Raw genomic sequence first — 12727 nt, 5'->3', positions numbered from 1 at the left:
GAAGTGCTGGCAGAAGTCGGCCCCGGGCGTACATAGTTGGCGCACAACAGAGCATTGGGCCCGCCCGTTCCGGACACCTGGGGGTTCTCCACCCATGAGCAGAGCCGAACAGCCGTCCCGCAGAGTCGTCCTGGCCGCCGCGGTCGCCGCGGCGGCGGTGGGGGCCGCGGGCCCGACGGCCGCCGCCGCCCCGGCCCGCCGGACCAGGGCGCCCGGCGGGCTTGTCGACAATCACGCCTGGACCTCGCACAGCGACTGGCGCGCAGGCAGCGCGCTCGGCACGCGGGCCGTGCGGGGCGCGCGCCCCGGCCTGGTGATCGCCGCTCCGGCCGGCACCACGGACTACACCGACCCGCACACCGGCAAGACCGCCACCTGGGAGTACGCGACCTGGACCTCGCCGGTCCACCGGCTGGCCGTCCCCTCCACGGAGGCCATCGCCTCCTGGAACGCGCACACCCCGGCCGGCACCTGGCTCCAGGTCGAGCTGACCGGCACGTACTCCGACGGCACGGACACCCCCTGGTACGTGATGGGCCGCTGGGCCTCCGGCGACCAGGACATCAGGCGCACCTCCGTGGACGACCAGACCGACGGCCGCAGCACGATCTGGACGGACACCTTCTCCATCGACGACGCCGGCTCCGGTCTGCGCCTCGTCTCGTACCGGCTGCGCCTGACCCTCTACCGCACCCCGGACTCCAGGGTCACGCCCACCGTGTGGCGACTCGGCGCCATGGGCTCCGACATCCCGGACCGGTTCACGGTCCCGGCCTCGACCCCGGGTCTCGCCCAGGAGCTGAAGGTTCCGCGCTACTCGCAGGAGATCCACGCCGGTCAGTACCCCGAGTACGACAACGGCGGTGAGGCCTGGTGCAGTCCCACCTCGTCGCAGATGATCATCGAGTACTGGGGACGCAGGCCCACTGCCGAGCAGCTCGCCTGGGTCGACCCGACGTACACCGACCCGCAGGTGTGCCTCGCCGCCCGGTCCACCTACGACTACCAGTACACCGGCTGCGGCAACTGGCCCTTCAACGCCGCCTACGCGTCCACGTACAAGGACCTCCAGGGCGTGGTGACGCGGCTCGGCTCGCTCACCGACCTGGAGACCCTGATCGCCGCGGGCATCCCGGCCATAACGTCCCAGTCGTTCCTCAAGACCGAGCTGACGGGCGCGGGTTACGGCACCTCGGGCCACCTCATGACGGTCATAGGGTTCACCGCGGACGGCGACGTGATCGCCAACGACCCGGCGTCGCCCGGCGACGACGCGGTACGCAGGGTCTACAAGCGCTCCGAGTTCGAGAACATCTGGCTGCGGACCAAGCGCTACAACGCCTCCGGGAAGGTCGTCTCCGGAACCGGCGGGGTCTGCTACCTGTACTTCCCGGCGCATCCCTCGGCGCGGCAGCGCAAGGCGCTCGCGGCGGTGGGCGTCCGGTGATCCGCGGGGCGGCCCCCTGGGCAGTGGGGGCCGCCCGGCCGTCCGGGGGCCGTCCGGGACGTGCTCATCGGCGACCTTTCGGCCGGTCGGCCGGAGTCGTGTGACGAGACGCACACGCGGTGCGCGCCGGCTGGAATTCCACGGGATCCGAAGCCGGTCGAGGCGTGGACGTGATCCAGCTCTCTACCGGTGAAAGCGGCTCCGGTGGCAAGGTGGTCGGGTCGGTGGGGAGCCGACGGGAGGCGGGGGATGCCACCGCACCACTACGTCAGCGAGAAGCCATGACCGCGAGCTCCGCCACCGCCCCTCGTCTCCGCGCCCGCACCGGGGGCCCCAAGGACGACGGCCCGAAGATCCTCGAACATGTCCTGGGCTGGACCTTCGTGGTGGTCGTGGCCATGCTGGTGACGCAGCTCGGTCTGCTCTGAGCCCTTCGACGACCGGGACGACCGGGCCGCCGATCTCACCCGAATGAGCGCTCGGCCTCGTTCTGCCATACTGCGCATGTTCCGTCGGCAGTTGGAGACCAGGGCCGAAATTGAATAATAGTCAACAGCGTGACGTCGGCCGCCCCCGGGCGCGGGGAACCGACCGCTCACTGGCGCGCCGCGCCGAACTCATCGCCATCGGACGGAAGTTGTTCGCCGACACGTCGTACGACGCACTGTCGATGGATGACATCGCACGTCAGGCGCATGTCGCCAAGGGGCTGATCTACTACTACTTCAAGTCCAAGCGCGGCTACTACCTCGCCATCGTCGAGGACTCGGTCGCGGATCTGGTCTCCCGGGCCGCCGACGGTGTGGAGCTGCCTCCGGTGGAGCGGGTCCAGCGCACGATCGACGGCTATCTCCGCTATGCCGAGCACAACCAGGCCGCCTACCGCACGATCATCACCGGCGGCGTGGGCTTCGACACCGAGGTGCAGGCGATACGCGAGGGTGTGCGCGAGGCCATCGTCGCGACGATCGCCGAAGGGGCGTACGGCAGGGGCAGGATCGGAGCGCTGCCGCGCATGGCCCTGCTCGGCTGGCTGCACAGTGTGGAGGGAGCCACCCTCGACTGGATCGGCCACCCGGCGCTGCCGCGCGACACGATGCGCGAACTGCTGGTGAAGATGCTGGGGGGCGCGATGCGCGCTGTCGAGGAACTCGACCCCTCCTATGCGGCCCCGCCCGACGCCCGGCGGGACAACTGAGGGAACAGTATGAGGACTAGACCACCCTGTCAATGGTTCGGACCAATTCCCCGTCCCGTCGGCAGGTGGTCGTCATCCGGTGCGGGTGTGCCTCCGTTCGGGCATACTCCCGGCGCCACGGCCGCCGGTGGACGGGTTCCGTGATCCGGACCGGGAGCATCGGCTGGGCCAGGTGAGACCCGGCGCCGCTCCACCCGGGTGGGCGTACGCCGATGTGCCCGAACACGGAGGAGCGTCACCGTGCCCGATCACCCCCCGCAGCCGGTGGACCGTCAACTGCCCACGGACGAGGCGCGGGATCTGATCGCGCTCGTCCGCGACATCACGCGCCGCGAGATCGCCCCGAAGGCGGCCGACGAGGAGGACGCCGGACGCTTCCCCCGCGAGGTCTTCGGGCTGCTCTCGGAATCCGGACTGCTCGGACTGCCGTACGACTTGGGCCTCGGTGGCGGCGGCCAGCCGTACGAGGTCTACCTCCAGGTCCTCGAAGAGCTCGCCATGGCCCGCCTCACCGTGGGCCTCGGCCTCAGCGTCCACACCCTGGCCTGCCACGCCCTCGCGAACTACGGCACCGAGGAGCAGCGGGCCGAGCATCTGCCCGCGATGCTCGGCGGCGGCCTCCTCGGCGCGTACTGCCTCTCCGAACCGTCCTCGGGTTCCGACGCCGCCTCGCTGCGGACGAAGGCGGTGCGGCAGGGGGACGACTGGGTGATCACCGGCACCAAGGCGTGGACCACGCACGGTGGGGTGGCCGACTTCTACACCGTGTTCGCGCGCACCGGCGTCGAGGGTTCGCGCGGCATCACGGCCTTCCTGGTACCCGGTGACGCCGAGGGGCTGAGTGCTTCGCCGCCCGAGAGGAAGATGGGCATGAAGGGTTCACCGACCGCGCAGGTCCACTTCGAGGGGGTGCGGGTCGCCGACGGCCGACGCCTCGGTGACGAGGGCCAGGGCTTCGCGATCGCCCTGTCGGCGCTCGACTCCGGGCGGCTCGGGATCGCGGCCTGCGCGACCGGCGTGGCCCAGGCCGCGCTGGACGAGGCCGTCGCGTACGCCACCGGGCGGCGCCAGTTCGGGCGGCGGATCTCGGACTTCCAGGGGCTGCGCTTCATGCTCGCGGACATGGCCACCGGGATCGAGGCCGGCCGCGCGCTCTGCCTGGCCGCGGCACGGCTGCGCGACGCGGGCCGGCCCTTCTCCAAGCAGGCGGCCATGGCGAAGCTGCTGTGCACGGACGCCGCGATGAAGGTCACCACGGACGCCGTCCAGGTCCTGGGCGGATACGGCTACACCGCCGACTTCCCGGCCGAGCGGTACATGCGCGAGGCGAAGGTCCTCCAGATCGTCGAGGGCACCAACCAGATCCAGCGCATGGTCATCGCGCGCCACCTCGTGGGTCCCGAGGCGCGCTGACTTCGGCGCGCGGGTCCCGGTGCGCCCCGAACTCGCCCCGGGGGTCCGCACTCACGCCGAACTCGCGCCGCGGATCGGCACTCACGCCGAACTCGTTGCGCGGGTCCCGGGAGGCGTTGAACTGCCCCTCGCCGTGCGGATCCCGGCCCGGGACGAAGCGCGCCTCCCCCCGCGGTTCCGTGATCGCGCCGAACTGCCCGTACCCGTACATCACCGAGGGCGCCGCCAGACGCACCCACTCGGGGTCGTGGCGGCCCGGCAGCGTGCGGCCGCGGTCGGCCCAGGTACGCATCAGGGCGCGGTAGATGGGCGGATCCTGGACCGGCGGGGGTGGCGGTGGCGGCGGTGCCCAGTGAACCGATTCCGTCGGAGCCGGGACGATGATCCGGCGTCGGCGCCCGGTCGCGGAAGGTGTGGGGCTCATACCGGGGCAACGCGCGGTCGGGTGGACAGGTCACCCGCCCACGGAATCGGGCGTGCGTTCGCGACGGGACCCCTGCGAGGTCAGCGCGGGAGCGCGCTGTCTGGCCCTCGGCTCATATCTGACGTACCGTCAATTCCGCCGCCGGGGGCCGTGCCCCTCCGGGCGACGTCAACTGCCGAGCGCCTTGGGAGGCTTGACGTGAACGACGACCGCCCCGTCCCCCTCGACGAGTACCCCGTGCACCAGGTCCCGCTGTCCATGAAGCATGTCGCCGGCGGTGACCGGAACGCCTACGACCGCTGCATCTTCCACGTCCTCGACCACCGGGGCCGGGCCCTGCTGATCCTCGGCCTCGGCGTCTATCCGAACGTCGGCGTGATCGACGCCTACGCCACACTCCGCCTCGGCGACGCGCTGCACGCCGTCCGGGCCTCCGACGCGCTCGGCGATGACCGGACGAACCTGGCCGTGGGGCCCCTGCGGATCACCGTCGAGGAGCCGCTGCGCCGGCTGCGGCTGCGCTCGGACGTCGACTCCCTGGCGTACGACATCACCTGGACCGCCGACTTCCCGGCCCTCTGGGAGCCGCACCACGTTCAGCGGCGCGGCGGCCGGCTCACCCTGGAGGGCCGTCGCTTCGTACAGGCGGGCGGGGTCGAGGGCGTCATACGCGTCGGCGGCGAGGAGATACCCGTCAGCCCGGGGGAGTGGACCGGCACCCGGGACCGCAGCTGGGGAGTGCGCCCGATCCCGGGGGAGGAGGGCGGCCGACTCGCCGCCGAGAACCCGACCGAGGGATTCCACTGGATCTGGTGCCCGGTGCGCTTCGAGGACCGCTTCCTGATGGTCGTCGTCCAGGAGGACGCCGACGGATACCGCTCGCTGGGCGACGCGACCCTCGTGCGCGACGGCGAGCGGGACCTCCAACTCGGCTGGCCCCAGGCGGACATCACCTACCGCTCGGGCACCCGTCACCCCACCTCGGCCGTTCTCCACCTCACCCGGTCCGTGGACCGCAAGCCGCTGGAGCTGGGGGTGGAGGTGCTGGCCTCGTCCCCGCTCGCGGTCGGCGCGGGGTATCCGCCGGCCGACGACTGGCAGCACGGCACCTGGCGGGGCCGCGGCTGGACGGACCACCGCGTCTACGACCTCTCCGATCCGGCCGCGCATCCCCTCGCGCGCTACGGGGTGACCGACCACGCCGCCCGCTTCACCCTCGACGGGCAGGTCGGGTACGGGATCTTCGAGCACGGCTCGTTCGGCCGCCATGATCCGAGCGGCTTCACCGGGTTCGACTCGGTCGCGCCCTGAGAGGAGTGGCGAGATGGCCACGGCACCCCGCCCGCGTACGACCACGCGTGACCCCGAGGAACTCGCGCGCAGGCTGACCGCCTGGCTGGGCACCCGCCTCCCGGGCGCCGAGGTGGTGAACGTGACCGTCCCCGAATCCAACGGCCTGTCCAGCGAGACCCTGCTCTTCGACATCGAACACCCCGAACCACCGCTGCGCGCCTGCGCGTTGAGACTCGCGGCGGACCCGGGCGCGTACACCGTGTTCCCCGTCTACGACATGGTGCGGCAGTACCGCACGATGCGTCTGGTCGGCGAGCGCAGCGAACTGCCGGTGCCGCGCGTGCGATGGCTGGAGGAGGACCCCGGGCCGCTCGGGGCACCGTTCTTCGTGATGGAACGCGTCGACGGGCGCGTACCTCCGGACGTCATGCCCTATACGTACGAGGGCAATTGGCTGCACGCGGCGAGCGACCAGGAACGCGAGCACCTCGAGGCGGCCTCGATCGCGCTTCTCGCCCGGCTCCACGACCAAGTCCCCCTCAAGGAGGCGGACTTCCTCGCCCTGCCCGGAGACGGCAGCCCGCTGCACCGGCATGTGGCGGCCCAACGCGCCTACTACGCATGGGTGATCGAGGGGCGGTCGCGTTCGCCGCTCATCGAGAGCGCTTTCCGCAGGCTGGAGACCCTGTGGCCGCGCGACGAGGGCGAAGCGGTGCTCAACTGGGGCGACGCGCGCATCGGGAACGTCATCTACGACGGCTTCGACCCCGTCGCGGTGCTCGACTGGGAGATGGCGGCTTTGGCCCCGCGCGAGGTCGACCTCGGCTGGACCGTCTACCTCCATCGCTTCTTCCAGGACCTGACCGCGGGCTTCGGACAGCCGGGGCTGCCCGGCTTCCTGCGCCGCGACCGCGTCGAGGCCCGCTACGCCCGCCTCACCGGCCACACACCCCGCGACATGGACTTCTACACGCTGTACGCCGCCCTGCGGCACGCGATCGTCATGCTGCGCATCGCCTACCGCCAGGCGCACTTCGGCGAGGTGACCGTCCCCCCGGACCCGGACACGCTGATCCTGCACCACGGCAGCCTGCGGGCCATGGTGCAGGGCAGCTACTGGGATGAACCGGGCGTCGCCCGCTGAGCGCGCCGACCTGTCAGGCCGCGCGCCGCATGTCGGGAACGCGCATCGGGCGCGAGCCCGGCCCGCCCACGTGGGAGAACGGCTGCGTCCGCCAGTCGAGGCCCTGAGGGAGCGTCAACAGCAGGGCCGTGTCCTGCTCCTGGAGTTCCGCGGTCTCGTCCGCGGGCCGCGCTTCGCCGGCCGTGCGGCCGGTGCCCGAGCAGACCGTGAGCCCGAACGGGTTCCACGGGGAGGCGCACAGCGCGTGCTCCGGCAGGACTTCCTCGTCCGCCAGCAGCGCGATCGGCTGCGCGCAGTCCGGGCAGATCACCCGGTACATCTCAAAAGTGTCGTACGCGTCGAACTCGTCGCCGTCCAGGGCGTCGGATTCGACACCCTCCGGCTCGGGCTCGAGAACGGACTGCTGCCGCTTGGGTGCGGTACGACCAGGGCGCTTAAGACTCTGCATGGGATTCTCCCCCTCGGGTGGGCCGACAAGGCGCTGCGACCTCGACCACAGCAAGCACTTCCCGTCCCGTCTCTGCGGTAATCACGTGAACATCACGGACCCGGTTGCATCCATGTGTCGTTCGTCACATGCCGCCCGCAGGTGCCTGGCCCGGCGGAATTTCTCCACCAGGTGGCGCGCGACTGACTCTAAGCCACATCACAAAGCGGGTATGACCTGCACCGCTGAGGTATCCCGCAGGATCAACGGACCTGTAGGTTCTTGCGCCATGGAGGAGCTGGACCGACAGATCGTGCAGCTGCTCGTCGCAGACGGGCGGATGAGTTACACCGACCTGGGCAAGGCCACGGGCCTGTCCACGTCCGCCGTGCACCAGCGGGTGCGCCGGCTGGAGCAGCGCGGCGTCATCCGGGGCTATGCCGCGGTCGTGGACCCGGAGGCCGTCGGGCTGCCCCTGACCGCCTTCATCTCGGTGAAACCGTTCGACCCCAGCGCCCCCGACGACATCGCCGAACGCCTCGCGGGTGTCCCGGAGATCGAGGCCTGCCACAGCGTCGCGGGCGACGAGAACTACATCCTCAAGGTGCGTGTCTCCACCCCGCACGAACTCGAGGAACTCCTCGGGCGGTTGCGAGCGCTCGCGGGCGTGTCGACCCGGACCACGGTCGTCCTGTCGACACCGTACGAATCCCGCCCGCCGCGCATCTGACCGGCCGGCCCGCCCGCCCCGCACGGTGACCGCCCAGCCCGGGTTGCCGGACGGAATGCTCCGCTCGGCCACGCAGGCCAGTGGTGGCGGTCGCGCAAGCTCGCCGGCGCGGTGACGCCGGCCTGTCCGGGCGGCGCCGTACAGGGGCGTCCGCGCGATCGCGCGGACCCGTTCGGGAGCCCACGCCGATCCGTCCAAGCGGCCGTGCGGGCCCGCCGCGCGATCACGGAGGTCCGTCCGGGCGGCTCGCACCTCCGCCCAGCCGATCACGCGGGTCGTCCGGACGGGCAGGCGGACCCGCCACGCGGCCGCGCCGACCCCACCCGGGCGACGGCCGGCCGCCGAGAGGCGCGAGACTGTCCCCATGAGTGAGAGCACCGCCCCGTCGGACACCGTGCTGCTGCGCGGTGGAGAAGTCCACAGCCCCGCCGACCCCTTCGCCACCGCCATGGTCGTGGAACGGGGCCAAGTCGCCTGGGTCGGCTCGGAAGGGGCCGCCGACGCCTTCGCCGAGGGGGTCGACGAGGTCGTGGACCTCGAAGGCGCCCTGGTCACCCCGGCGTTCACCGACGCGCATGTGCACACCACCGCCACCGGGCTCGCGCTCACCGGCCTCGACCTCTCCGACGCGCCGTCCCTGGACGCGGCCCTCGCCCTCGTACGCGACTTCGCCGCCGCCCGTCCGGCCGACCGGGTGCTGCTCGGTCACGGCTGGGACGCGGCCCGCTGGCCCGGCGGCCGCCCCCCGACCCGCGCCGAACTCGATCAGGCGACCGGCGGGCGCCCGCTCTACCTCTCGCGCATCGACGTGCACTCCGCGGTGGCCACCAGCGCGCTCCTGGACCTGGTCCCCGGTGTCACGGCGCGTGCCGGGTACGCGCCCGACGGTCCGCTGACCCGCGACGCCCACCACGCCGTGCGCGCCGCGGCCCTCGGCGCGGTCGGCGCCGAACAGCGCACCGAGGCCCAGCGTGCCGCGCTCGCCCACGCCGCCTCGCTCGGCATCGGCTCCGTGCACGAGTGCGCGGGCCCCGAGATCTCCTCCGAGGACGACTTCACCGGCCTGCTCCGGCTCGCCGCGGAGGAGCCCGGACCGAGGGTCGTCGGCTACTGGGCCGACAGCGATGTCGAGAAGGCACGCGGCCTCGGCGCCCTCGGCGCGGCGGGCGACCTCTTCGTCGACGGCTCCCTCGGCTCGCACACCGCCTGCCTGCACGAGCCGTATCTCGACGCCGATCACACCGGCGTCGTCCACCTCGACGCCGACGCCGTCGCCGCGCATGTGGTGGCCTGTACCGAGGCGGGCCTCCAGGCGGGCTTCCACGCCATCGGGGACGCCGCGGTGGCCTCCGTGGTCGAGGGCGTCCGCGGCGCCGCCGAGAAGGTCGGTCTGGCCCGCGTGCGGGCCGCCCGGCATCGCGTCGAGCACGCCGAGATGCTCACCCCCGAGACCGTCGCGGGCTTCGCCGAACTCGGCCTCACCGCTTCCGTGCAGCCCGCGTTCGACGCGCTGTGGGGCGGCGAGGACGGTATGTACGCCCAGCGCCTGGGCGCCGAACGGGCCCGCACCCTCAACCCGTTCGCGGCCCTGCTGCGCGCCGGTGTGCCGCTGGCCTTCGGCTCCGACAGCCCCGTCACCCCGCTCGATCCCTGGGGCACCGTCCGTGCCGCGGCCTTCCACCGGACGCCCGAGCACCGGGTGTCCGTGCGCGCCGCCTTCACGGCGCATACGCGGGGCGGCTGGCGGGCCGTCGGACGGGACGACGCGGGCATCCTGGTGCCCGGCGCGCCCGCGGACTACGCCGTGTGGCGCACGGGCCACCTCGTCGTGCAGGCCCCCGACGACCGGGTCGCGCGCTGGTCCACCGACCCCCGCTCCGGCACTCCGGGGCTGCCTGACCTGACCCCCGGCAACGACCTGCCCGTCTGCCTGCGCACCGTGGTCGGCGGACGGACGGTATTCGTACGGCCTAACGAGTGATGTACCGGGGGCCCAGGGCCGCGTTCAGGGCCCAGTACCCCGTTGCTCGACCTGCGCGTCCCGGGCGCTGACCAGGGCTTTGTCGGAATAGGCGCAGATCAGGCCAGTGTTGACAGCTGGCCGCAGGGGGCGGGTAGGTTCGGCCGGGTCCACCACCGGACGGCCGACCGGGGAACTTCCGCGCGGCCTCGCAGCGCCGCTGGGTCAGGGGTGGTGTGCCGCACCGGCGCACCGCCACTGGGAGCCAGGCCCAGCGCCGGCGCCGCGAGGCGAGCGAACGTTCCGACAAGTCGGCAGGTGCGACCCGGGTGGGGCCCGGACGTTCAGTAGACAACGGCTTTCGGTCGACCCGCAGCCAGCGGGTCCCTGGTCGGCCCGAAGGGCGCCGGGCCCCGATCCGCAGGAGGCGATTTCCGCCCCGGCGCGTCTGCTCTTACCCGCCTCTTGGGGAATCGACACCCCCGTAGGACCGCCGCGACGCAGCAGCGCAGGTTGGGCGCACTATGGTGGACCCCTGCGTACGGATACGAAGGGGCAGCAGTGAACGACGGCGACGGGACCCTCGCGGCGGAAGCCCAGGGGAGGCAGTTCGGCCCGCTCGGCACGGCCTTGGTGATCATTCCGACCTATAACGAGGCGGAGAACATCAAGAAGATCGTCGGCCGGGTGCGATCCGCCGTGCCCGAGGCGCACGTTCTGGTGGCGGACGACAACAGCCCCGACGGCACGGGCAAGCTCGCCGACGAGCTGGCCGCCGATGACGAGAACGTCCAGGTCTTGCACCGCAAGGGCAAGGAAGGGCTCGGTGCCGCCTACCTCGCGGGCTTCCGCTGGGGCCTGGAGCACGGCTACGGCGTGCTCATCGAGATGGACGCCGACGGCTCGCACCAGCCGGAGGAACTTCCCCGCCTGCTGACCGCTCTCAAGGGGGCCGACCTCGTGCTCGGCTCGCGCTGGGTGCCGGGCGGCCGGGTGGTGAACTGGCCCAAGTCCCGCGAGTTCATCTCGCGCGGCGGCAGCCTCTACTCCCGAGTCCTGCTCGACGTACCGATCCGGGACGTGACCGGGGGCTACCGCGCCTTCCGCCGCGAGACCCTCGAAGGCCTCGGCCTCGGTGAGGTCGCCTCCCAGGGCTACTGCTTCCAGGTCGACCTGGCCCGCCGCGCCGTGAAGGCCGGCTATCACGTCGTCGAGGTTCCGATCACCTTCGTCGAACGCGAGCTGGGCGATTCCAAGATGAGCCGCGACATCCTCGTGGAGGCGCTGTGGCGCGTCACCACATGGGGTGTGGGCGAGCGGGTCGGACGGATCACAGCCCGCCGCAAGCAGCCCTGACGCCGGGACCGGCCCGCAGACGGTCCTGACGCCGGGACGGGCCCGCCAGCAGCCCTGACGCCAGACGTCGGGACCGGCTCCCCGTCCGGCGTCCCAGACGCTGGGACCGGCTCCCCGTCGGCGCCTCCAGCTGCGGGCGGATCACAGCCCGCCGCAAGCAGCCATGACGCCGGGACCGGCCCACAAGCAGCCCTGACGCCAGGCGTCGGGACCGGCCCGCAAGCAGTCCCGACGCCGGGACCGGCTCCCGTTCCGGCGTCCCAGGCGCCGGGACCGGCTCCCGTCGGCGCCTCCAGCGGCTCACAAGCCCGTCCTGGCGCCCACGCGGGGCGCAAGCCGGTCCCTGGCTCCCGACCGGGCCGGGAGTGGCCCGGTCGCCCGTGCGAGCCGCTGACAGCCCTGTAGCGCGGTCGGGCCGCGCGTGTCGCGTGGCCCGTAGGGGCGTGCGCGCGTCTCTGCGGCCCCTGCGAGACGTGGCCCGTACGAGGTGGCGGTGTCGGCCGCGAGCAGCCCTGTCGCCGGGACGCGGCCCGCACGTCTTGGTGACGCGCGGACGGTCCGCGAGGAGTCCTGGAACCTGTGGGGTCCGCAAGCCGCCCCCGTCGTCCGGACCGGCCCGGTTCCCCGGGGCGGGGACTGATCATCCGCTTATCCCGTACTGAGGCGAGCCCAGGCACACTGGGAGCATGACGACAGGCGTTCCGACCCCCACTCACCCCGCCCGCCCGCGGCGCTCGCGGCTGCGCACCTTCCTGCCGCTGGGTGTCGCGGTGTGGCTGGTGCTGGAGATCTGGCTGCTGACCCTCGTCGCGCAGGCCACGAGCGGCTTCACGGTGTTCCTGCTGCTGGTCGCCGGGTTCGTGCTCGGCGCCGTGGTCATCAAGCGGGCCGGCCGCCGCGCCTTCCGGAACCTCAGCCAGACGCTGCAACAGGCGCAGAACGGTGTCACGCCCACGAGCGAGGGCAGCCGGGGCAACGGCCTGACGATGCTCGGCGGCCTGCTCCTGATGATCCCGGGTCTGATCTCCGACGCGATCGGCCTGCTCCTGCTCGTCCCGCCGGTCCAGAAGGGCCTCAGCCGCTACACGCAGCGCACTTTCGAGCGCAAGATGCGGCTGGCCGCCCCCGGTACCGTCGGCGACGCCTTCCAGCAGGCCCGTATCCACCGCCCCGACGGCAAGGTGGTCCAGGGCGAGGTCATCAGGGACGACGAGCCGCGTCAGCCCGGCCGCACCTATCCGCCGCTGAACGGCTAGGGCCTGTCGACGGATCATTCCGGAGACACGGGGCCCGGCACGTGCGCTGATCAGGCGCCGCAAGTTTCCTCCGGCTTGA

The 12727-nt window shown here is 72.4% G+C and carries 12 protein-coding genes; 10 read left to right on the top strand and 2 right to left on the bottom strand.

Annotated elements, in window-relative coordinates:
- Positions 1-94 precede the first annotated feature (94 nt).
- From ACZ4N5_RS08580 to ACZ4N5_RS08565, 4 genes are all read left to right on the top strand, one after another.
- On the top strand, positions 95-1447 hold the full coding sequence (locus ACZ4N5_RS08580) for a peptidase C39 family protein (protein WP_467756373.1): 1353 nt from the start codon (positions 95-97) through the stop codon (positions 1445-1447).
- 281 nt (positions 1448-1728) lie between these two features.
- Positions 1729-1875: an SCO1431 family membrane protein gene (locus ACZ4N5_RS08575; RefSeq protein ID WP_355839429.1), complete on the top strand. Its 147-nt coding sequence runs from the start codon at positions 1729-1731 to the stop codon at positions 1873-1875.
- A gap of 110 nt (positions 1876-1985) precedes the next feature.
- Positions 1986-2645, top strand: coding sequence for a TetR/AcrR family transcriptional regulator (locus ACZ4N5_RS08570; protein WP_467756372.1), 660 nt, complete (start codon positions 1986-1988; stop codon positions 2643-2645).
- 240 nt (positions 2646-2885) lie between these two features.
- Positions 2886-4058 (top strand): acyl-CoA dehydrogenase family protein, encoded by a 1173-nt coding sequence (locus ACZ4N5_RS08565; RefSeq protein ID WP_467756371.1) that lies wholly within the window; start codon positions 2886-2888, stop codon positions 4056-4058.
- Here the strand turns inward: ACZ4N5_RS08565 and ACZ4N5_RS08560 are convergent.
- Positions 4021-4350 (bottom strand): hypothetical protein, encoded by a 330-nt coding sequence (locus ACZ4N5_RS08560; protein WP_467756370.1) that lies wholly within the window; start codon positions 4348-4350, stop codon positions 4021-4023. The two genes, ACZ4N5_RS08565 and ACZ4N5_RS08560, sit on opposite strands and share 38 nt — an antisense overlap.
- A 330-nt stretch (positions 4351-4680) precedes the next feature.
- Here ACZ4N5_RS08560 and ACZ4N5_RS08555 point away from each other — a divergent pair, with 330 nt between their 5' ends.
- Together ACZ4N5_RS08555 and ACZ4N5_RS08550 are read left to right on the top strand one after the other, a co-directional pair.
- On the top strand, positions 4681-5793 hold the full coding sequence (locus ACZ4N5_RS08555) for an Rv3169 family protein (RefSeq protein ID WP_467756369.1): 1113 nt from the start codon (positions 4681-4683) through the stop codon (positions 5791-5793).
- Between the two features lie 13 nt (positions 5794-5806).
- Positions 5807-6919: a phosphotransferase family protein gene (locus ACZ4N5_RS08550; RefSeq protein ID WP_467756368.1), complete on the top strand. Its 1113-nt coding sequence runs from the start codon at positions 5807-5809 to the stop codon at positions 6917-6919.
- 13 nt (positions 6920-6932) lie between these two features.
- On the opposite strand, the gene ACZ4N5_RS08545 is transcribed toward ACZ4N5_RS08550, so the two are convergent.
- Entirely contained in the window at positions 6933-7367 is a 435-nt protein-coding gene (locus tag ACZ4N5_RS08545; protein ID WP_467756367.1) for a hypothetical protein, read from the bottom strand.
- Between the two features lie 268 nt (positions 7368-7635).
- Between ACZ4N5_RS08545 and ACZ4N5_RS08540 the strand changes: the two genes are divergently transcribed.
- The 4 genes from ACZ4N5_RS08540 (at position 7636) to fxsA (ending at position 12648) form a co-directional block, all read left to right on the top strand.
- A complete protein-coding gene (locus ACZ4N5_RS08540) occupies positions 7636-8076 on the top strand; it encodes an Lrp/AsnC family transcriptional regulator (protein ID WP_037621061.1) in 441 nt (146 codons plus the stop codon).
- A 364-nt stretch (positions 8077-8440) separates the two neighbouring features.
- Entirely contained in the window at positions 8441-10057 is a 1617-nt protein-coding gene (locus tag ACZ4N5_RS08535) for an amidohydrolase (protein WP_467756366.1), read from the top strand.
- A gap of 540 nt (positions 10058-10597) precedes the next feature.
- On the top strand, positions 10598-11392 hold the full coding sequence (locus tag ACZ4N5_RS08530; protein ID WP_467756365.1) for a polyprenol monophosphomannose synthase: 795 nt from the start codon (positions 10598-10600) through the stop codon (positions 11390-11392).
- A gap of 686 nt (positions 11393-12078) precedes the next feature.
- A complete protein-coding gene (gene fxsA, locus ACZ4N5_RS08525; RefSeq protein WP_467756364.1) occupies positions 12079-12648 on the top strand; it encodes an FxsA family membrane protein in 570 nt (189 codons plus the stop codon).
- Positions 12649-12727 lie beyond the last annotated feature (79 nt).

Source organism: Streptomyces sp. NPDC026500, from assembly GCF_055567635.1.
This window is presented reverse-complemented; position numbering and strand designations above follow the sequence as displayed.

Coding starts and splice junctions, on each gene's coding strand:
- ACZ4N5_RS08580 (WP_467756373.1), top strand. CDS start 95: ATGAGCAGAGCCGAACAGCCGTCCCGCAGAGTCGTCCTGGCCGCCGCG.
- ACZ4N5_RS08575 (WP_355839429.1), top strand. CDS start 1,729: ATGACCGCGAGCTCCGCCACCGCCCCTCGTCTCCGCGCCCGCACCGGG.
- ACZ4N5_RS08560 (WP_467756370.1), bottom strand. CDS start 4,350: ATGCGTACCTGGGCCGACCGCGGCCGCACGCTGCCGGGCCGCCACGAC.
- ACZ4N5_RS08550 (WP_467756368.1), top strand. CDS start 5,807: ATGGCCACGGCACCCCGCCCGCGTACGACCACGCGTGACCCCGAGGAA.
- ACZ4N5_RS08545 (WP_467756367.1), bottom strand. CDS start 7,367: ATGCAGAGTCTTAAGCGCCCTGGTCGTACCGCACCCAAGCGGCAGCAG.
- ACZ4N5_RS08540 (WP_037621061.1), top strand. CDS start 7,636: ATGGAGGAGCTGGACCGACAGATCGTGCAGCTGCTCGTCGCAGACGGG.
- ACZ4N5_RS08535 (WP_467756366.1), top strand. CDS start 8,441: ATGAGTGAGAGCACCGCCCCGTCGGACACCGTGCTGCTGCGCGGTGGA.
- fxsA (WP_467756364.1), top strand. CDS start 12,079: ATGACGACAGGCGTTCCGACCCCCACTCACCCCGCCCGCCCGCGGCGC.